Annotated in this window: 18 protein-coding genes and 1 pseudogene; 8 read left to right on the plus strand and 11 right to left on the minus strand. The window is 64.0% G+C overall.

From position 1 onward, the window contains the following. Nucleotides 1-171: 171 nt before the first annotated feature. The 3 genes from O3303_RS19810 to O3303_RS19820 all read right to left on the minus strand — a co-directional run bounded on the left by O3303_RS19810 (nucleotide 172) and on the right by O3303_RS19820 (nucleotide 2575). Nucleotides 172-978, minus strand: a complete 807-nt coding sequence (locus O3303_RS19810) for a LytR/AlgR family response regulator transcription factor (protein ID WP_269562170.1) — start codon at nucleotides 976-978, stop codon at nucleotides 172-174. A 61-nt stretch (nucleotides 979-1039) separates the two neighbouring features. Further along, a complete protein-coding gene (locus O3303_RS19815; RefSeq protein WP_269562171.1) occupies nucleotides 1040-2128 on the minus strand; it encodes a sensor histidine kinase in 1089 nt (362 codons plus the stop codon). A 48-nt stretch (nucleotides 2129-2176) separates the two neighbouring features. Further along, entirely contained in the window at nucleotides 2177-2575 is a 399-nt protein-coding gene (locus tag O3303_RS19820; RefSeq protein WP_269562172.1) for an STAS/SEC14 domain-containing protein, read from the minus strand. A gap of 445 nt (nucleotides 2576-3020) precedes the next feature. On the opposite strand from O3303_RS19820, the gene O3303_RS19825 reads away from it, so the two are divergent. The 5 genes from O3303_RS19825 to O3303_RS19845 all read left to right on the plus strand — a co-directional run bounded on the left by O3303_RS19825 (nucleotide 3021) and on the right by O3303_RS19845 (nucleotide 5984). Beyond that, nucleotides 3021-3146: a TetR/AcrR family transcriptional regulator gene (locus O3303_RS19825; protein ID WP_269562173.1), complete on the plus strand. Its 126-nt coding sequence runs from the start codon at nucleotides 3021-3023 to the stop codon at nucleotides 3144-3146. A gap of 65 nt (nucleotides 3147-3211) precedes the next feature. After that, nucleotides 3212-3760 carry a hypothetical protein gene (locus O3303_RS19830; protein WP_269562174.1) on the plus strand — a complete coding sequence of 183 codons (549 nt, stop codon included), beginning with the start codon at nucleotides 3212-3214 and terminating at the stop codon, nucleotides 3758-3760. 122 nt (nucleotides 3761-3882) lie between these two features. Then, entirely contained in the window at nucleotides 3883-4512 is a 630-nt protein-coding gene (locus O3303_RS19835; protein ID WP_269562175.1) for an RNA polymerase sigma factor, read from the plus strand. Nucleotides 4513-4744: 232 nt separating this feature from the next. Beyond that, on the plus strand, nucleotides 4745-5341 hold the full coding sequence (locus O3303_RS19840; protein WP_269562176.1) for a DUF4142 domain-containing protein: 597 nt from the start codon (nucleotides 4745-4747) through the stop codon (nucleotides 5339-5341). A 193-nt stretch (nucleotides 5342-5534) separates the two neighbouring features. Continuing rightward, nucleotides 5535-5984: a DUF4890 domain-containing protein gene (locus O3303_RS19845; RefSeq protein ID WP_269562177.1), complete on the plus strand. Its 450-nt coding sequence runs from the start codon at nucleotides 5535-5537 to the stop codon at nucleotides 5982-5984. A 239-nt stretch (nucleotides 5985-6223) separates the two neighbouring features. On the opposite strand, the gene O3303_RS19850 is transcribed toward O3303_RS19845, so the two are convergent. From O3303_RS19850 to O3303_RS19865, 4 genes are all read right to left on the minus strand, one after another. After that, nucleotides 6224-8545, minus strand: a complete 2322-nt coding sequence (locus tag O3303_RS19850; protein WP_269562178.1) for a mechanosensitive ion channel family protein — start codon at nucleotides 8543-8545, stop codon at nucleotides 6224-6226. Nucleotides 8546-9266: 721 nt separating this feature from the next. Beyond that, nucleotides 9267-9506 (minus strand): BON domain-containing protein, encoded by a 240-nt coding sequence (locus O3303_RS19855; protein ID WP_269562179.1) that lies wholly within the window; start codon nucleotides 9504-9506, stop codon nucleotides 9267-9269. A 148-nt stretch (nucleotides 9507-9654) separates the two neighbouring features. Next, a complete protein-coding gene (locus O3303_RS19860) occupies nucleotides 9655-9810 on the minus strand; it encodes a hypothetical protein (protein ID WP_269562180.1) in 156 nt (51 codons plus the stop codon). A gap of 157 nt (nucleotides 9811-9967) precedes the next feature. Continuing rightward, on the minus strand, nucleotides 9968-10306 hold the full coding sequence (locus tag O3303_RS19865; RefSeq protein WP_269562181.1) for a YbbN family protein: 339 nt from the start codon (nucleotides 10304-10306) through the stop codon (nucleotides 9968-9970). Nucleotides 10307-10501: 195 nt separating this feature from the next. Here O3303_RS19865 and O3303_RS19870 point away from each other — a divergent pair, with 195 nt between their 5' ends. The 3 genes from O3303_RS19870 (at nucleotide 10502) to O3303_RS19880 (ending at nucleotide 13945) form a co-directional block, all read left to right on the plus strand. Then, nucleotides 10502-12112: a sensor histidine kinase gene (locus tag O3303_RS19870; protein ID WP_269562182.1), complete on the plus strand. Its 1611-nt coding sequence runs from the start codon at nucleotides 10502-10504 to the stop codon at nucleotides 12110-12112. Between the two features lie 170 nt (nucleotides 12113-12282). Then, nucleotides 12283-13341: a response regulator gene (locus O3303_RS19875; RefSeq protein WP_269562183.1), complete on the plus strand. Its 1059-nt coding sequence runs from the start codon at nucleotides 12283-12285 to the stop codon at nucleotides 13339-13341. Nucleotides 13342-13498: 157 nt separating this feature from the next. Further along, nucleotides 13499-13945 carry a hypothetical protein gene (locus O3303_RS19880; RefSeq protein ID WP_269562184.1) on the plus strand — a complete coding sequence of 149 codons (447 nt, stop codon included), beginning with the start codon at nucleotides 13499-13501 and terminating at the stop codon, nucleotides 13943-13945. A gap of 69 nt (nucleotides 13946-14014) precedes the next feature. Here the strand turns inward: O3303_RS19880 and O3303_RS19885 are convergent. The 4 genes and pseudogenes from O3303_RS19885 to O3303_RS19900 all read right to left on the minus strand — a co-directional run bounded on the left by O3303_RS19885 (nucleotide 14015) and on the right by O3303_RS19900 (nucleotide 18497). After that, nucleotides 14015-14752 (minus strand): annotated as a pseudogene (locus O3303_RS19885) (phosphatase PAP2 family protein). Nucleotides 14753-14923: 171 nt separating this feature from the next. Further along, complete coding sequence (locus O3303_RS19890; RefSeq protein ID WP_269562185.1) at nucleotides 14924-15319, minus strand: hypothetical protein; 396 nt, start codon at nucleotides 15317-15319, stop codon at nucleotides 14924-14926. A 50-nt stretch (nucleotides 15320-15369) separates the two neighbouring features. Next, nucleotides 15370-18012 (minus strand): cation-translocating P-type ATPase, encoded by a 2643-nt coding sequence (locus O3303_RS19895; RefSeq protein ID WP_269562186.1) that lies wholly within the window; start codon nucleotides 18010-18012, stop codon nucleotides 15370-15372. A 158-nt stretch (nucleotides 18013-18170) separates the two neighbouring features. Then, on the minus strand, nucleotides 18171-18497 hold the full coding sequence (locus tag O3303_RS19900; protein WP_269562187.1) for a hypothetical protein: 327 nt from the start codon (nucleotides 18495-18497) through the stop codon (nucleotides 18171-18173). Nucleotides 18498-18537 lie beyond the last annotated feature (40 nt).

Here is an 18537-nt window from a genome sequence, read left to right on the forward strand (position 1 = left end):
CCACTTACGAGTAAGTCCGTTAGCGTGTCCGGCAACTGATTATCTTCCATCTGTTGGGCCGCCTGCTGCGGGCTCAGGTCCGTTAGTAGCAGCTGGTAGGCACGTAAACCAAGTTCCGGACGATGTTACAACACCCTATCTACCATCTGAGGCTACTATAGCCTGAGGTATTCAGCCACCGGCTACCCAGTTTTTCAGCTCCGTCACTTTGGGCTTGCTCACGATGACTTCCTCGCGGGACTCGGGCCGCAGGTAGAGCTGCATGCGGCCGTTGAAATAGGGCTCCAGGGCCACCAGACTGGGCCGGGCGAAGAGCACCTGCCGGTTGGCCCGGAAAAACAGCCGGGGGTCTACCTGGCTTTCCAGCTCATCGAGCGGATGCTCCATCTGGTATTCCTGGCCGGTCAGGGTGGTGAGGAACACCAGGCCGTGGCGAATGGCAAAATAGGCCACGTCGGCAGTGGCCACCGGTATCAGCTTGGTTTTGTGCGGAATCAGCCAGCTGGATTTATAGGCGGCGGCACCGCCGTTCAGCTGCTGCTGCACGCTGCGCAGCAACTGGGCAAAATCAGGCACCGGCGGTCCGGCTGGGGCCGGCGGGGCCACACCAGGCGGCGGGGACTGGCGGAGCGCATCGAATTTGTCGAGGCTGCGCTGCAGGTCGGCCCGCGTCAGGGGCTTGAGCAGGTAATCGATGCCGTTGGCGCGGAAGGCTTCCAGCGCGTGCTCGTCGAAGGCCGTGACGAAAATTACCGGACTGGTAACAGTCGTGCGCCGGAAAATCTCGAAGCTGCTGCCGTCGGCCAGATGAATATCCATAAAAATCAGCTCGGGGGCGGGGTTGGCTGCCAGCCATGCCACGGCGTCTACTACGGACTCCAGCTGGTCGAGCACCTGCGCCTGGGGCCGCACTTCGCTCAGCAGCCGCTGCAGGGAGCGGGCGGCGGCGTATTCGTCTTCGATGATGAGCACTTGCATATGGAACTACAGGTAGTTAGCCCGCTGTCAGAGCCGCGGCCAGGGTACGGGGGTAAACCAATCAGGAAACGCCTTCCCCAACGAGCATGGGCGGCAGCGGCAGACACACGCTGAACTCGTCCGCGCTCTGCTCTATCTGCAGCTCCTGCTGGTGCAGGATGCGGACCCGGTTGGCCAGGTTGCGCAGCCCCACCCCGCTGCTGGGCTCAGGGGTCAGGCGGGCGCGCCGGGAGTTGCGCACCAGCAGGCAGTCGGGCACGCCCAGCGCCACGGTGATGCGCAGCGGGTGCTGGCGGCTCACGGCGTTGTGCTTGACGGCGTTTTCGACCAGCGTCTGCAGGGCCAGGGGCGGCACCAGGCGGTCCAGCACCTGCTCGGGCAGCTCGGCATCGAGCTGCAGGCTCTCGCCGAAGCGCATGCGCAGCAGAAACACGTAGGAGCGCAGAAAGGCCATTTCATCGCGCAGGGGCACGGCGTCCTGCTCGCCGTACTGCAGTAGGTAGCGGTACACCTGCGACATTTCTTCCACGAACTGCTCGGCCGCGTTGGGGTCGTCATGAATCAGCCAGCGCAAAGTGGCCAGGGAGTTGAACAGAAAGTGCGGGCTGAGCTGCTGCTTGAGGCCTTCGTAGCGGGCCTGCAGCTGCTCGCGCTTGAGCAGCTCGTTTTCCTGGAGCAGGCGGCGGCTCCGCTCGGTCACCTCAATAAAGTACTGTATCACCAGAATAATAAAGGTGAGCAGCCAGGAGCTGACCAGCAGCAGCGGCCAGGAAGTATCCTCCACCCCGTAGCCCAGGCGCACCATGGCGGTACGTAGCAGCGGCCCCAGCAGCGAGGCCAGCAGCAGATTCAGCAACACGCGCAACGCCTGGCTACCCCGAAGGGGCAGCCGCCGCAGCCACCGCTGCACGGGCGAGTTGCTGTAGCGCAGGAAGTAGTTGAGCCCCAGCAGCACATCAGTGAATACCAGCACCTGCACAAACTGCGCCACCACAAGGGCCGGCGTCACCTCGGGGCGGCGCAACAGGCCCGGCAGGCCGAGTACCGCCAGGATAACGCCCGTCAGAAACGCAATGCGCAGATACTGCTGCGGGCTGATCATGGCCGTGTTCAGCGGCCGGGCGGCTGGCGGGGCGGAGTGCTGCGGCATACGGGAGAAGTTAAGGTAAGGCCAGCGCAAGGCCAGTGGCCAGCAACGCTACTCGCTTCGCAGCCAGGTGCGGGCCTCTTCCAGGGTAGCAAACTGGCGCAGCTCGAACGTGAACGTATTGGCATGCTGGCGCAGTAGCCCATTCACCGCCATCCGGTTCATAGCGTCTTCGGATTCCACCACGGCCATACGCCGCAGCCCCAGCGCCAGCAGCGGCGCGTGCAGGGCCGTGGAATACCACTCCTGGTCGGCGACCCGAATGGCGCGCATCAGCCGGTTGTCGCTGAGCCAGTTGCGGGCTCCGTGTTGCCGGGCCAGGTCCAGGGTAGTGCTAACCGCCTGGCGAAACTCGTCGCCGCTGGCGAAGCACTGCCAGGCCATTTCCAGGGTGCCAGTGGCGGCGTGCCACTGTACGCGCAGACAATCGGTGGTGAATAGTATCTCCATACAACCTACCTGAAAAGGGGATGCTCGCTCCGAGGGTAGGCACGGGCAAGTGAAAGCGGTGTTAACTGGGCCGCGGCGCGGGGCCTACCACCGGCCGGCGGCAACCGGGCCAAGACGGGCCGGGGAAGTGGCACAAAGGTAGAAGGAAGCCCGTGTCAAACAAGCCAGCTCCCCCCCGGTCTGGGGGTCCATCCGGCCCAAATGCGTTCAACTTGACCATTTTCCGGCTGAACGCGCCGCGTTCCGGCATGAACGCGCCCAAAGCCCGCCTGAGCCAGCTCTAAAACCGCCTAAAACAGGCCTTAAGCCCCTACTTATCAAAGACTAAAGTTATCAAGGGGAAAGAAGCGGCCTAGATTTGCCCCGGCTTCCGGTACCTGATCCACCAGCAGCGGAAACGCCCGGCTCTGGTAATGTTTCCCCGGTACAGCTTTTTCCAGCTCCCATGACCTCTCACCAACGCATCCTGACCCCGGCCCTGCCGCTGTTTTTGCGCTACGGCGTGCAAAGCATGACCATGGACGACACTGCCGCCCACCTGGGCACGTCGAAGAAGACGGTCTACAAGTGATTCGACAACAAAGACCAGGTGGTACACGATGTGCTGAAGTGCGACCTGGACACCGCCCGCCTGAAGTGCGAGCAGTTGAGCCGCTGAGCCGCCAGGCCGCCACCGCCCACGATGAGCTGCTGGCGCTGCGCGAGTGGCTGCGCCGGCAGCTGACGGCCGTGCAGCCCGGCATCTTCTACGGCCTGCACAAGTACTACCCTGCCGCCTGGCAACTCTGGCTCAGCCATAAGAACGGCTGCGTGCTGACGTACATCCAGCATAACCTGCGCCGGGGCTTGCGCAAAGACCTGTTCCACCCCGACCTGGACGTGGATATCCACTCCCGCCTGCGTCTGGCCCAGGTAGCGCTGACCTTTCCGGACGGTGCCCGGCAGTGCCAGTGCCGCCGCTGGCGGCTGGATCTTCGGCGCCGCAACGCCGGCGGCACCATGAGCAGCCAGTGGACTACTGATGGCTTTTCCTCGCACGCAGGGTCTGTACATGCACTCCGGGGTGGCCGTAGCCTACCTGGTATTGCCGCCGCCTCTGGCGGAGCTGCCGGCCGCCGCTTCCGCCGCCCCGTCGCCCATGGCCTCCCCCTGGCAGGCGTTCAGCGAGGAACAGGCCGCCACTGAATGGCTCGCCTGGCAGCAGCCAGCTCTGGCCGGTTGACGGGGCCGCCTGCTACCGGAAGGCCCGGCAGCTGCCCCGCAACCGGGCAGGCATTGTCGTTCTCATCTCTCTATTATCCTTTTTTATGCGCGTCAACAACATTGAAGTGACCCGTGAGCTGTCGGAGCGGACCCGCCACGACTACCTTCTTATCGTGGCCGCCACCACCCACGGCGACGAGAAAGCCTACGCCGAGTTGCTGGACCGCTACCGCAGGCCGGTGTTCCATAGCGTGCGCAGCATCGTAAAAAACCCCGATGATGCCGACGATTTAACAATGGAAGTGTTTACCAAAGCCTTCCGCCACTTGCCCAACTTCAACCCGGAGTACGCCTTTGGTACCTGGCTGCTGCGCATTGCTGCCAACCACAGCATTGACTTCCTGCGCCGCCAAAAGCTGCGAACTGTGCACATGTATAGCGGCCCCACCCACCGCGACGGGCCTCTGGAGGAGCAGCTGCTGGCCTTCGGCGACCCGGCCCGCGACCCGCAGGCGCAGCTCATGCACGAGGAGAAAGTAGTGGTAGTGCGCCAGTTTGTGGATATGCTGCCGGTTAAATACCGCCGGCTGGTGGTCAGGCGCTACTTCGATGAGCTAAGCTACGAAGAGCTGGCCGCCGAGCTTCGGGCGCCGCTGGGCACGGTAAAGGCGCAGCTGCACCGCGCCCGCGAGCTGCTGTATGGCTTGGCTAAAACCAGCAAGGGCGGCCTGTAAATTTCCTGGTAGCCCGTTCGCCGCGCCTGAACCGGCCGTGGGGATGGGCCGGACGCTGACAGCTGACAACCCGCATCGGCCGGTTCACTGCTTGATTGGGCGCGTTCAGCGGATTTGCAGCCCCCCCGTTACGGCGCTGGCGTTTGAAGTGATAAATCAGGATGCTGGCAGGCCTAGTCCCGGCCGCCTACTTGATATACTCACGCTACGTTTTTACCTCATGAAAAATCACTTGAAATTCGTTTTGACCGCCGCGCTGCTCGGTTCCTTCTCTCTGGCTGGCCTGGCCCCGGCCCACGCCCAGGACAAGCCGTTGAAAGAAGCCAACAAAATCAACAAGCAGCGCAACAAACTCAAGGCCGACGATTCGCCCTTGCGCAAGAGTGAGCTGAATTACGACTCGGAATTCGTGGTGGCCGTAGCCAGCCACCACCAGCTGGAAGTGGCCCTGGGCCGCCTGGCGCAGCAAAAGGCCATTGCGCCCGAAGTACTGGACTGGGGCCGGCAGATGGAAGCCACCCACGAACAGGCTCAGCGGGAACTACAGGCAATAGCCGAGAGAAACCACATCACCCTGCCCACCGCCCTGAGCGAAGACGACCGGGACCTCTACAACGACGTGGATGACCGCAAGTACCTGGGCTTCGACAAGAAGTACCTGCGGGCTTTGAAAGACCAGCACGCCCGAACGCTCAAGCAGTATTCGGAAGCGGCCACCAAGTTATCTACCCCGGAACTGCAGGAGTATGCTGCCCGCATGCTTCCCATGCTGCGGCAGGACGAGCAAACGATTGACGCGCTCTACGAGCGGGCCGATGCGCGCAAGTAGCCAGTAAACAAGTATCCAGTAAAGCTGTGACGGATTTCGCCAGGTTAGTTGAGGCAGAAAAGTCCCGGCATTCGCGCCGCGTCCTTGGTTCACCACTCAACTCCTGACCCTAGGGCCGTTCATTAGGGCCGGGGCCGGGACCAAGACCGCCGCCAACTGGTCATCAACCCTTTTTTTTACTTACCCCACTTTCATGAAAAAGCTTCGGCTGATTGTATTCGCTGCTTCGGTTCTGCTGGCCGGCGCGGCTACTGCCCAAACTTCCGCTTCCACGCCTTATGGCAACCGCCAGCAACGCTCCCCCGAGGAAATGGCCGCCCGCCAGAGCGAACAGCTGCGCCAGGAGCTGGGCCTTGACGACGCACAGACGACCCGTGTAAAACAACTCTCGCTTACCCGGATCCAGGAAATGCAGGCCATGCGCGGGCAGGCCGGTGGCCCCGGCTCTCGCCAGCAGATGATGGAAACCATGCAGGCTGGCCAGGCCCGGTTCAACACCGATATGCAGGGCATCCTGACGGCCGAACAGTACACCAAGTTCACGGCGCTGCAGGCCCAGCGCCGGGAGCAGATGAGCCAGGCCCGCGGCGGGAAGATGAAAGCAACTGGCAACAAGCTCAAGGTTAAGCGCGACGACGACTAGCACATAGCACCTGGCCGGCAGCCCTGCGCTGCCGCTGTCTAGCCCTGGCCAACTGGTCAGGGCTTTTTTGTGGCCGGCAGGCAAGAAAAGCGAGGAATTGGACAGGCCGTACCGCGCAATTCACGCGGTTTTTTGGCAGGTTTGGACAGCTGGAAATCGACACATGAACCCGCCCCTACACGGCGTGGAGCCGATAGAGTAGCCATACTGCGGACCAACATCCAACCTGCCGGGGTAGCTTAATTCAGCAGAATACCCTCCTCCGTCAGGCGCTTGTGGATGCTGGCCAGTATCTCGCTCTTAATCAGCTGCTCCTGCCGGATGTTGTTGATCCAGAACAGCACTTTCAGGTCGTAAACCTGCCCGTTGATACCGCGCAGCAGAATTTCGGGCGGCAGCTGCTGCAGGGCGCTGCGGTTACTGAGCACTTCCTCGCTGATGAGCTGCCGGGCCCGCTCCAGGTCGGTGTTGGGGGCCAGTTTCAGGTCCAGTTCCACGCGCATGTGGTTGTTGCTGAGCGTCCAGTTGATGACGTGGCCCGCCAGCAGGTCGCCGTTGGGCATGATAATTTCTGAGCCGGCCATGGAAATCAGCTTGCTGGACCGGATGCCGATGTCCTTGACCCGGCCCGTTTTGCCGGCCACCTCAATGTAGTCGCCCACCTGGAAGGGCCGCTCGAAAATCAGGATAACCCCTGACACCAGGTTGTTGACGATGCCCTGCAAACCCAGGCCGATGCCCACGCTCAGGGCCCCGAACACCAGTGCAATCTTATCCAGAGGCAGGCCCGAAACCAGCACGGCCAGCAGAAAACCCGTGGCAAACACCACCAGCCGGATGACAAGCATTTTGGAGCCCTTGCGCTCCTGATTTGACTGAAACTCGTCGTCGGCTTCCCCAAAGAAGTAGCCCACGTACTGCTGCACCTGGAAGGTCAGGAAGACAATGCCGCCGCTCAGCACCAGGTTGAGCAGGCTGAAGGTGGCGCTGCCCACCTGGAACGGGGTAGTCAGCAGGTAGTGTACTACGCCGTAGAGTGTGCTGAACAGGTTCAGGTTGGTGAGAAACACCACCAGCCACAGCACCAGCACCACCCCGGAGAGCAGCGTATGCAGCTGCCGCTCAATCAGGTCGAAGTTAAACCGGGCGGAGGCCCCGCTGGCCAGGCGGCTGCGCTGCATCTGTAGGTGCAAGGCTTGGGTGATCAGGCGAATGAACGTGGACAAGGCGATAATCTGCAGCACCCCGTAGATGGCCGCCCCGGAAATCAGCTTGGCCACCCCCAGATAGCCCACGCCATTGGCCGTGGCGGCGGCCAGGTGCAGCGCCACGCTCAGCCAGAGCACCGGGCCCACGAACCAGGCCAGCTCCGGGCCGGGCCGCAGGCGGCGGGCCCATACGGCTCCCAGCGCCGCCGCGGCCAGATGCAGCGCCAGCGTGAGCCAGCGCAGCCCCGGCCCCGGCAGCGGCACGGCGTACGCGTAGCTCAGGCCAAAGAACAGGCCCGTAAACAGCAGCCAGCGCCCATAAAGCGGGCGGGGCCAGCTACGGGCCAGATGAAAGGTCAGCGTCGCCAGCAGCAGAAACTGCAGCAGATCGATGTAGCCCGCCGGAGCCTGCAAATCAAAAAATGGCGCCAGCGTGAGAACCACCACCAACGTACCGGCCACCGGCCACGGCCGCAGGTGCGTCAGGGCCTGCTGGTCCAGCGCCGTTTCCGGGGCCACTTGGTCGGCCCGGCGGAAATTGCGGTACACCCACCCAAAAAACAGCCCGCCGATGGCCAGCATCCAACCCCAGCCCCCACCGTGCTGGTGGAAGTAATAGGTCAGCAGCTGGCGCTGATCCGCGTAGAGCTGGCTCACGAGCTGGCTGATTTTGGCCTGCTCACCCGCATCGGTCGCCGAGGCGCGCGGCAAGGGCTCCGCGTCGGGCTGGCGGCTGCGCTGGCCGAGCTGCCGCAGCGCCACGGCCACATTGTCTTCCAGCTCCAGCAGGTGCACATAGTTGCCGGAAACGCGGTTTTGCAGCGCACTTACCCCCAAATGCTGCTGCTGCACCCGCGCACTGGTACGGGCCTGCTTGCGCCGAATGCTGCCCAGCGTCTGGGACAGCACGGCCTGGCCCGGCGTGGCCGGGGCAATGGCTACCCGACTCAAACGCTCCCCCATCTGATTTAGCTGCTGCTGCATGTCCGCCAGCTGCCGGCCCGAACCCGTCAGCGTGGTGCGCCAGGTGGTCAGGTCGTGGCGCATATCTTTCAGAAGAATCTGAAACGTAAGCAGCTGCCGGGCATTGAGGGCGTTGCCGTACTGGGTCAGGTTGTGGTAGATGGTTTGCAGGTTGGCCTCGATGACGGGCAGCTGCTGCTCCACATCCTCGGTATCGGCCACCCGCCGGGAGCTGGCATTCAGGCGCCCCAGCGTCAGGTATGCTGCTTCTACCTCGGTGGATGGGTCCAGTACGCCGGTATCGGCCGCCAGCGCCTGAACCGGCGGCCGGCTGGCCGGCTGGGCGCTGCCATAAAACGGCAGCAGCCCGGCCAGGAACAGCAGGAGCACCTGCCCCCACCGGCGGCCAAATGCGCAATTGGAGGCGATTGAAATGCCCCGGCCGGAGCGGCAACAACTTGGCAGGGAGGCTGGCAGGAGGGGAAGCAGGGGCATGGACAAACATTTTCCGTGACTGGCTTGCCAGACTGGCAGTTGCCAGGAAGACGGACTATGGGTGGTGGGAGAACCAGCAGGCAAGGGAACTGGTCACGGTACAAAGTACGCACTACGGCCTGAGCCTCACGCTGGAAACATGTGCGAGGGCAACCAATGAACGGTTGAATTAACCTAAATCTGGGCTGAGTACGTGGTGTACCCGAGACCAAGTCGGGGGGCAGCGATTGGTGGTGTGCGTGCAACGGGCGGCGCGCTATGCCAGCTGCTTGCCAGAGCCACGTTCACCCCGCACCGCACGGCCTGCTCAGGCTCGAGTAGCAAGGCGGTTATTTTATTCAGGGTGGCTACCGGCGGTTGAGGGGCCGATTGGGCCCATTCGGTCTGATTGCTGGCCCGACTATGGCACCCACTACGCTGTTTTGTCGTGCTGTTTCGGTGATTGAGCCGGCTCGCTAAATCGAGCCATTCACCCGCACAGGCCTTCTGCCTCCACTTTTATTACCCTTTTCATGTCCGCTGTCCGCTCCCCGCTCCCTTTCGGTTTTGCTGTTGATTGGCCTACTGATTGGCCTACTGCTGTTCAGCGCCTGCACCTCCTCCCGGCCTGCTTCTACTACCGCCCGCCGGCGGTGGATACCAGCAGGTCGTTGTCCACGTAGCGGGCGCCCACGCTGTAAGCGTCGTAAGCGGCCTGCTCCCGGTCGAGCCAGGTGGCCACGGTGCCGGTGAGCGTGGCCCGGCCTTTCGCAACCAGCACCTCGATGTCCTGGTTGTGCAAGGCGCTCGACCAGAACCAGCGGGTGCCGATGCGCTCAGCCAGGGCAAAATCAACGTTCGGCCTGGGGTCGTACACCTTAGAAGCTGATGATGACGTGCTTCTCGCCTTCCTACAGCTCCGACTGGTCGGGGTCTTCCACAATGGACGGGTTGAAAAACGCCGCCGACTCGATGGAATATTCGTGGGTGAAGTAGCTGCCCATCAGCAGCCTGCGGTAGGGCAGCTACTTCTCAAAATCCAGCCCCAGGCCCGCAAACAGCGGCTGCAGCCGGGCGCAATTGCGGCCCAACACCCGCGTGATGCTGCGGTGGCGCTTGGAATACTCCTGCAAAATGGGCGAGATGGTGCCGAATACTTCCTGCTCGCTCAGGGCCATCACGCGGCCAATAACCTGCCGAGCGCGCTCTTACCCGTAAAAAAATAGCGGGCAATCACCCGCTTCATATCCGGATACACTTTCTCGAATTCTTGTTTGATGGTCAGGCGCATGGGAAGATGATTCTGGGCAAGCTCAGCACGTCGTTCTTATAGCCCCGTCACGTCGCATCTGCCACCTTGCTTAACAGCAGGGCCGCCATCGGCTCGCCTTCGGGCAGGCCCTGCTGCCGCCACAGCTCCGCACCGTCGCGCAGGAGCACGAAGGCGGGCACGCCCCGGCCGTCGAAGGCCTGCACTACGCCAGGGTGGCTGGCCTCATCTACCTTCAGTATCCGAATGGCCGCGCCCAGCTGCACCTGCAGGCTCTTTAGCAGCAGATTGGTGGCCGAGCGAACGAGCGGCGTTTCCTGCCGGGTGCCGGGCCCCACGCTGGGCAGCAGCACGAGCAGCATGGCTGGGTGAACGGGCAGCAGCGGAAGAATGGAGGAAGGAAACATGGGCCGGGGAATAAGGTAGGTGCACCGTAACAGGTCGGAAGCTCGACAGAATAAGTGCTGGTAAAATTACCGGAAGCCGCCGCCGGCGCGTATGACGCTTATCAGGGAGCCGGGTTGACGTTTGTCAAGTCCGGTTGCATACGGCCGCGCGTGCCTGCTGCCCGTTTGGGGCCTCCGCGCGGTGTTTCCCTCCCTATGCCCCTCCTTCCGGTTGCCTACACCGCTGTTTTGGCCGAGGTACTGTATGCCCATTCCGGCGAAATGGCGGGCATCTACGACCTGGCCCTGGGCTGGTTCACCCACGTCAACCCGGCCGGGGTGCGGCTGCTGGCCTACCCTTCGGAGGAAGCCTTCCTAGCCGACCCCAACCACTCGCTGCGCACTCCGCCCTGGACGCCCGCGCAGTGGCTCGACCTCTGCGACCTCACCCGCCGCGAGGGCCACCACGAGCTGGAAGCCGACATTCGCCGCCATGCGGGCGAGCCGTTTCGGGCCTACGTCAAGCTGACGTATTGCGAAATTGAGGGCCGGCCCCTGCTGCTGATCAACCTCACCGAGTACAGCCGCCTGCAGCAGGCCGAGCGGGAGCTGGCCCACAGCGTGCGCCGCTTCGAAGCCGTGTTCACCAACGCCACGCTGGGCATCATCGTCTGCGACCAGCCGGGCCACATGGTGTCGGTGAATGCGCGGGCCGGGCAGTTGTTCGGCTACGCTCCGGCCGAGCTGCTGGGCCAGCCCATGGAGGTGCTGGTGCCCGATGCCGCCGGCCGGCACCACGCCCTGTTGCGCGCCTCCTACAACGCCGACCCGCAGGTGCGCAACATGGGCCACAACCGTCCGCTGGCCGGCAAGCGCCAGGATGGCACCGTGTTTCCGGTGGAAGCCAGCCTGAGCTATTTCTACCTCGATGAGGAGCTGTACGTGGTGGCCTACATCCTGGACCTGAGCGCCAAGCAGGCCGCCGAGCAGGAGCTGCGCACCCAGCACCAGCGCGTAGCCCTGCTCAACGCCGAGCTGGAGCAGAAGGTCATCGACCGCACCAACGCCCTGCTGCTCACCCTGGAGCAGCTGGAAAAGCGCGGCGACGAGCTGGCCCTGGCCCTGCAGGCCGAGCAGGAGCTAGGCGAGCTGAAGTCGCGCTTCGTGAGCATGGCCTCGCACGAGTTCCGCACGCCCCTCACGGCCGTGCTCACCTCCGCCGATTTGATTGAGGAGTTTCCCGGCGGCCACCAGCAGGTGCAGCGCCTGAAGTACGTGGCCCACATCCGCACCTCGGTGCAGCACCTCAACAACATCCTGGAAGAATTCCTGTCGGTGGGCCGCCTGGAGGAAGGCAAGATGGAAACCCACCCGGCCAACCTCAACCTCGACCACCTGGTGCGTGACACGGTGGCCGACATGCAAAGCCTGCTCAAAGCCGGCCAAACTATCGACTGGCAGGTGGAGTGCCCCACTCCGGTGCGGCTGGATGCGTCGCTGCTGCGCAAAATTCTGATGAACCTGCTCTCCAACGCCCTCAAATACTCCGGCCAAAATTCGGTCGTCACGGTGCGGGCTGGCTGCCAGCCCCGGGAGCTGACGGTAACCGTGCAGGACCAGGGCGTGGGCATTTCCCGGGAAGACCAGGCCCATCTGTTCGAGCAGTTTTTCCGCGCCCCCAGCGTCATCACCGAGCCCGGCACCGGCCTGGGGCTGTACATCATCACCAAATACCTGGAGCTGATGGGCGGCACCATCGACCTGCAAAGCACCCCCGGCCAGGGCACCACTGTCACCATCACCCTGCCCCTCACCACGCCCGATTGAGGGCGGTGAGCAGTGAAACAGAACGTCATGCTTGATCTGGCGTCCGCTTGTCGAAGCATCTCTACCGCGCAGGTAATCAATGCCCTTGCAACGAAGCGGTAGAGATGCTTCGGCTGCGCTCAGCATGACGGTTTTTCAACGCCTCCCCTTCTCAACGCCTCTCTCCTGCCATGGCCACCATCCTGCTCATTGAAGACCACCAGATTATCCGGGAAAACACCGCCCAGCTACTGGAGCTGGCCGGCTACGCCGTGCTGATGGCCGAAAACGGCGAGCAGGGCGTGCAGCTGGCCCTGGCCACCCGGCCCGACCTGGTAGTCTGCGACATTATGATGCCGGTGCTCGACGGCTACGGGGTGCTCCAGATTTTCAACCAGCACCCGCAGCTCACGGGCGTGCCCTTCATCTTCCTCACCGCCAAAACCGACCAGGCTGACCGCCGCCGCGGCATGGCCCTGGGGGCCGACGACTACCTGAGCAAGCCCTTCGAAAAAGCCGATTTGCTCAGCGCCGTCAGCGGACGGCTCAGCCGCTTTCAGCACCTGAAGCCCGAGCCCGGCCTGAGCGGAGAGCAGCTGCAGACGTTTCTGGACGAAGCGCAGCAGACCGGCGACCTAGCCAGCCTCTCGCTGGACCGCAAACCCCATCTGATTCGCCGAAAACAGGATATTTATCTGGAAGGCGACGAATCGAGCCGGCTGTACTTTGTGCAGAGTGGCCGGGTGAAAACCGTGAAAACCACCGACAGCGGCAAGGAATTGATTGTGGGCCTGTATGGCCCCAGCGAGTTCTTCGGCTACCTGCCGCTGCTGCAGCACACGCCCCACTGCGACTCGGCCATTGCCGTGGACGAATCGGAGCTGCTCTACATTCCCAAAGACGATTTCATGGAGCTGCTGCTGCGCAACTCCGCCGTGGGCCAGCAGTTTGTGGCTTTGCTGGCGGGCAAGGTGAGCGGGCAGGCCGAGCTGCTGCTGGCCATGGCCTACAGCTCCATTCGGCGCCGCGTGGCCGACACGCTGGTACAGCTCCACGAGCAGCAAACGGGCACCGGGGCCGCCGACGCGGGTATCCAGCTCACCCGCGACGATATGGCCGCCATGGTGGGCACGGCGCCAGAGTCACTGAGCCGCACGCTCAACGAGTTCAAGCAGGCCGGCCTGGTGGCCCTCACGCCCAACACCATCCGGGTGCTGGAGCCCGAGAAGCTGCGCCGGGCGCACTGGTAGGCCGGCTGCGCCCGGCGGATGCGGGGCACCACGGCCTAAGCGGCAGTTGACAAAGCTCATGCCTGCCGGATGAGTTTTTGCCGGTTTGGGCGCTAACCGGGGCGCTACATTTGGCCCGGTGGCCCTGCCCTGGTGGGTGGATTGCGCCGGTTCTGCCATGAAAATCAGCCTTTTGCTGTTTGCGGCCCTGTTGTGGGCCCCGGCATTGCACGCGCAGGCCCTCCCCGATGCCCAAGTGCCGCCGCTGGCTTTCGTGGCCCTGCAGCAGCTGTATCCGCAGGCCCGCAACGTGAAATGGAGAAAGGTGCGGACCGGGTATCAGGCCAGCTACATGCAAAGCCAGACCCGCCGGCTGGTGCGCTTCAGCGCCAACGGCGACGTGGAAGCAACCGGCACCAATACGGCGGTTGGCGCGCTGCCGCTGCCCATTCGGCGCACGCTTACCACCCACTACCCAAGCCGCACCATCTGCCAGGCCACCGAAGTCACCAATGCCCGCACCGGCGGTATCACCTACGAAATGGCTACCTGCGAAAGTGCCATCAGCAGCACCATCATTCTGACCGCCAACGGGCTGAAAGTGCCGCGCGCCCGCCGGCCCTAGGTGGGGGGGCGCTGGCAGGTGCCGTTTATGCGGGCAAGTTTGCCGGCTGCGAAGTGTGCGAGCCTGCGCTCAGGCGGCCGGCCGCTTACGGCTCTGGTACCACTGCCGTACCGGCGCAACCACGCGGGCCACTTCAGCGCTTACCGCCCGCAGCTCCTGCGCAAAAACCACGTGCAGGCCGCTCACCCACCCCACCGAGCCCAGCCAGCCGGCCAGCACGTCGGACGGATAATGCACGCCCAGGTACATGCGCGACCAGCCCATGCCCAGCGCCCAGACGCTCCCCGCTACCACCGCTACCTAGCGCCAGCGCGTGGGCCACAGCAGAAACCCGAAGGCGGTAGCCAGCGCGGCCGCGGCCATGGCATGGCCGCTGGGAAAGCTGTAGGACAGCTCCGGGTGCAGCACCACCCACAGCGCCGGGCGTGGCCGGACCAGCAGGAATTTCGCGGCCAGGCTGAGCACGGCGGCCCCCGCCACGGCCAGAACGAAGAAGGGCAAAGCGCGCCGCCGCGCCGCCCACAGGCTCAGCGCCCCGGCCCCGGCCAGCATCGGCGCCCCCAGCGGCCCACCGGCCCGCGCCAGCCAGGCGGCGGCAATGTTCAGCGCCGGGCTGCTATGTGCGCGCAGCAGCAGCAGGATCTGCTGGTCGCCCGGCAGCCCTTCGCCTTCCCACACCTCGTGGGCCAGCTGCATGAACAGCATCCAGGGCAGCAGCAAACCCAGCAAGCCCAGCAGCGGAACCCGCAGCAGCCGCCAGGCCCGACTTACAAGAAGCTTTAGAAGATGCAGTGATGGGCGTTCCATAGCGAATTTCGAAACCGGCCATCAGGTTCAGGCAACCTGCAGCGGGCACAGCTTGTGGCCCCCGGAGCCTGCCGCAGGGTGCTCCCGTCGTGGCCGCTAACGGCTAAGAAGGGCGTATCAGTCGGGCAGTTCAGAAAGCCCCCCAGGGCGGGCCAGCGGAGGCCGGGGCGCTTACCTGGCCAGCAGCGCCCGGCGCGCTGCCAGCTCCGAGTCGTAGCCCGTCATGGAGCTTTTGCCCAGGCGGGCCAGCACCTTTTCGGTGGCCAGATGCCCGAAGAAATCGGTGGCAAACACCACCGCGTGGCGGGTCAAACCGGCCTGGCAGGCGCGCGGGTACCAATCGGTGGCCATCCACTCGGCCAGCTCGTCCCACATCAGGTGGGACTCGCGGCGGTCATCGAGCAGGCAGTGGCAGTGCATGGGCTGGACTGCGGTGATAATCTGCTCGTAGCCGAGCTTGGTGGTAGTCAGGGTTTGGTCGGGACCCCAGCGGGCGTGCAGGAAATCATCAACCATGTCATAGTCGAGCACAAGCGCAGCAGATTGATATAACAGGCGGTGGCGCATTTCAAAAGGGATTAAAGCCGGCAAACCGCCGGCAGAATAAAGCGGAGTATTTACCCCTGGTAAGCGGGCCGGGAAGGCGCAGCTGGGCGGGGCGCCTGCACCAACGGTTGCGGCACCCCGGCCACCGCCCGCCGCCGCACAATCAGCTTCTGGATTTCCACCACCCAGAACACGACGCTGGAAATCGCCAGCGTCATGCCCAGCTCGGCCCCCGTGAGCGGCTGGGTGCTGAACAGCTGATTGAAGAACGGCACGTACAGAATCATCAGGTGCAGGCCGATTGTCAGGGCAATGGCTCCCAGCATCGGCTTGTTGGAGAGCAGCCCGAGGCTGAAAATCGACTCGCGGCGCGAGCGAATGGCCAGCGCCAGGCCCAGTTGACTGAAGCAAAGCACCGTGAAGGCCATCGTCTGCCAGTGCGGCAGGCCCTGCCGGATAGACCAGGCCTGCATGGCAATGGTGATGCCGCCCACCAGCAGCCCCACACAAAGGATAAACCAGCCCAGGCCGTCGGCAAAGATGGTCTGGCGCGGGTCGATGGGCGGGCGCTGCATGCTGTTCTTCTCCGACGGCTCGTAGGCCAGGGCCAGGCCGGGCAGCCCGTCGGTTATCAGGTTGATCCACAGGATATGGATGGCCAGCAGCGTGATGGGCAAGCCCAGCAGCGGGGCAAAAAATAAGGTAGTGATTTCGCCCACGCTACCAGCCAGGATGTAGCGGATGAACTTGAGGATGTTGTCGTAAATCCGGCGGCCGTGGCGCACGGCCTCCACGATGGTGGCGAAGTCGTCATCGAGCAGAATCATGGCCGCCGCCTCCTTGGCTACCTCCGTCCCGTTGATGCCCATGGCAATGCCGATATCGGCGTTTTTGAGGGCCGGGGCATCGTTCACGCCGTCGCCGGTCATGGCCACGAACTGGTGCCGGGCCTGCAGGGCGCTGATGATGCGCAGCTTCTGGGCCGGGTCGACGCGGGCGTACACCCGCACTTTTTCCACCACGGCGGCAAAGGCCGGCTCGTCCAGCTCGGCCAGCTCGGAGCCGGTGAGCACCAGCTCTTCCTGGGAGGAAATGATGCCCAGCTTCTCAGCAATGGCTTTGGCCGTGAGCTTGTGGTCGCCGGTAATCATGACGGGGATAATGCCGGCGGCCTTGCACTCGGCCACCGCCTGGCGGGCTTCCGCGCGGGGCGGATCCACCAGGCTGGCGAAGCCCAGGAAGGTAAGGCCCGTTTCGACGGCGGCCGGGGTGAGGTCGGCGGGCAGCTCGGGCAGCAGCTTGGCCCCGTAGGCCAGCACCCGGTAGCCCTGCGCAGCCTGGGCATCCACGCGCCGCGTGAGGTCAGCGATACTGGCCTGCTGGCTGTCGGTGAGCTGCTTGTACAGTGAGCCGGCGGCGCCTTTGGTGAGCACCAGCACGCCCGCCGGGGTTTGGTGCAGGGTACTCATGCACTTGCGCTCCGAGTCGAAGGGCAGCTCGGCCAGACGCGGAAACTGCGCCTCCAGGGCGGGGCGGGCGTATTCCTTTTCCTCGGCGTAGCGGGCCAGGGCCACTTCGGTGGAGTCGCCGAGCCAGTGGTTTTCCGGGTCGTGGCTGGCGTCGGTGTTCAGGGCCAGGGCCGTGAGCAGGGCGTTGCGGTCGGCCAGCCCATCAAGCGTCACGGCCGGCACTTCGTAGAGTTCCTGCACCGTCATCTGGTTGAGGGTGAGGGTGCCGGTTTTGTCGGTGCAGATGTAGGTGACCGAGCCCAGGGTTTCCACGGCCGGCAGCTTGCGCATCAGGGCCTGGCTTTTCATGAGCCGGCCCGCGCCCAGCGCCAGCGACACGGTCACCAGCGCCGGCAGGGCCTCGGGCAGGGCCGCAATGGCCAGCGAGATGGACACCAGCAGCAGGTTTTCCCAGGGCTCGCCCCGCAGCCAGCCCAGCCCGAAAAACAAGGCTCCCACCACCAGCGCCACCACCGAGAGGCGCTTGCTCAGCGTGCCCAGCCGCTTCTGCAGCGGCGTCACCACTTCGTCGGTCTGAATGAGGGCCGCAATCTTGCCGAGCTCGGTGGCCATGCCGGTGGCCACCACGTAGGCCGTGGCCCGGCCGTTGGTGACGGCCGTACCGCGGTAGCCCAGGTTGAGCCGGTCGCCGAGCGGATACTCACCGGGCGGCAGCGTGTCCACGGTTTTCTCCACGTTATCAGATTCGCCGGTCAGCGAGGACTCGTCTACTTTCAGGGTGAAAGCTGCCAGAAAGCGTACGTCGGCCGGAATTACCTGGCCGGCTTCGAGCAGCACCACGTCGCCGGGGACCAGCTCGGCCGTGAGGACATGCGTGGGCTGGCCGTCGCGCAGCACCTGGGTGTGGCTGGCCGCCATCTTCTGCAGGGCTTCCATTGCCTTGTCGGCCCGGTATTCCTGCACGAACCCGATGACGGCATTCAGCCCCACGATAGCCAGAATGACGTAGGCCGATTTGGCCTCCCCGATGAGCACCGACACCCCGGCGGCGGCCAGCAGCACCAGAATCATGACGTCGGCCAGCTGGTGGAGCACCAGCTGCCAGATGGTTTTCTGCTGCGTATCGTCCAGCTGGTTGGGGCCGTGCTCGGCCAGGCGCTGCCGGGCCGTGGCCGCGTCAAGGCCGGCCGGCGAGGTAGTCAGCCCGGCGGCCACGTCGGCCACGGAAGTCAGGTAATACTCCATAGGTAAGCGCTGGATGGGAATTGCTCAGCGCCCTGGGGCGCGGGCGTAGGGCCGTTGTTCAGCCGCTTGCGGCGGCGGCCGAAACCCTTCCCAGGTTTTGGGCACGCGCCGGCCGTAGCGGCAAACGCACTGCTGGGGGGTTCGGGAGGCAGGGGCTGCTAAGCCTGCGCAGCCACTTTGCCGGGCAGGCTCTTTTTCTGCGCCCCGCGCGCTACCGGAGCAGCACGTTTGGCAGTAGGCTGGGGAACGGTTTTTATCACCCGCAGCACTTGTTTCTTGGGTGCCGGCAGGGCAGCCAACGGCTTGGCCTTTTTAGCGCCTTTTTGCTCTTTGGCCTCGAACCGGGCATATTTTCGGGCCAGCTTCTTCGAGGCGTTGGCAATCGTTTTTTGCAGCTTTTTCGCGTGCCTGGTATTCAGGCCACCCAGATTAACCTGGAGACATTCGGCCAGCGTTACCTGCAGCTGTTGTTGGGACTTGGTCATGGAGCGGGAATTTTAGCAGGGTGAAAAGAAGAGGCTTACA

The organism is Hymenobacter canadensis (assembly GCF_027359925.1).
Taxonomy (GTDB): domain Bacteria; phylum Bacteroidota; class Bacteroidia; order Cytophagales; family Hymenobacteraceae; genus Hymenobacter; species Hymenobacter canadensis.

Bases quoted from the DNA above. Each gene is read 5' to 3' on its own strand.
- O3303_RS19810 (WP_269562170.1), bottom strand. From the start codon at position 978: ATGCAAGTGCTCATCATCGAAGACGAATACGCCGCCGCCCGCTCCCTG.
- O3303_RS19815 (WP_269562171.1), bottom strand. From the start codon at position 2,128: ATGCCGCAGCACTCCGCCCCGCCAGCCGCCCGGCCGCTGAACACGGCC.
- O3303_RS19820 (WP_269562172.1), bottom strand. From the start codon at position 2,575: ATGGAGATACTATTCACCACCGATTGTCTGCGCGTACAGTGGCACGCC.
- O3303_RS19825 (WP_269562173.1), top strand. From the start codon at position 3,021: ATGACCTCTCACCAACGCATCCTGACCCCGGCCCTGCCGCTGTTTTTG.
- O3303_RS19835 (WP_269562175.1), top strand. From the start codon at position 3,883: ATGCGCGTCAACAACATTGAAGTGACCCGTGAGCTGTCGGAGCGGACC.
- O3303_RS19845 (WP_269562177.1), top strand. From the start codon at position 5,535: ATGAAAAAGCTTCGGCTGATTGTATTCGCTGCTTCGGTTCTGCTGGCC.
- O3303_RS19865 (WP_269562181.1), bottom strand. From the start codon at position 10,306: ATGTTTCCTTCCTCCATTCTTCCGCTGCTGCCCGTTCACCCAGCCATG.
- O3303_RS19870 (WP_269562182.1), top strand. From the start codon at position 10,502: ATGCCCCTCCTTCCGGTTGCCTACACCGCTGTTTTGGCCGAGGTACTG.
- O3303_RS19875 (WP_269562183.1), top strand. From the start codon at position 12,283: ATGGCCACCATCCTGCTCATTGAAGACCACCAGATTATCCGGGAAAAC.
- O3303_RS19880 (WP_269562184.1), top strand. From the start codon at position 13,499: ATGAAAATCAGCCTTTTGCTGTTTGCGGCCCTGTTGTGGGCCCCGGCA.
- O3303_RS19890 (WP_269562185.1), bottom strand. From the start codon at position 15,319: ATGCGCCACCGCCTGTTATATCAATCTGCTGCGCTTGTGCTCGACTAT.
- O3303_RS19895 (WP_269562186.1), bottom strand. From the start codon at position 18,012: ATGGAGTATTACCTGACTTCCGTGGCCGACGTGGCCGCCGGGCTGACT.
- O3303_RS19900 (WP_269562187.1), bottom strand. From the start codon at position 18,497: ATGACCAAGTCCCAACAACAGCTGCAGGTAACGCTGGCCGAATGTCTC.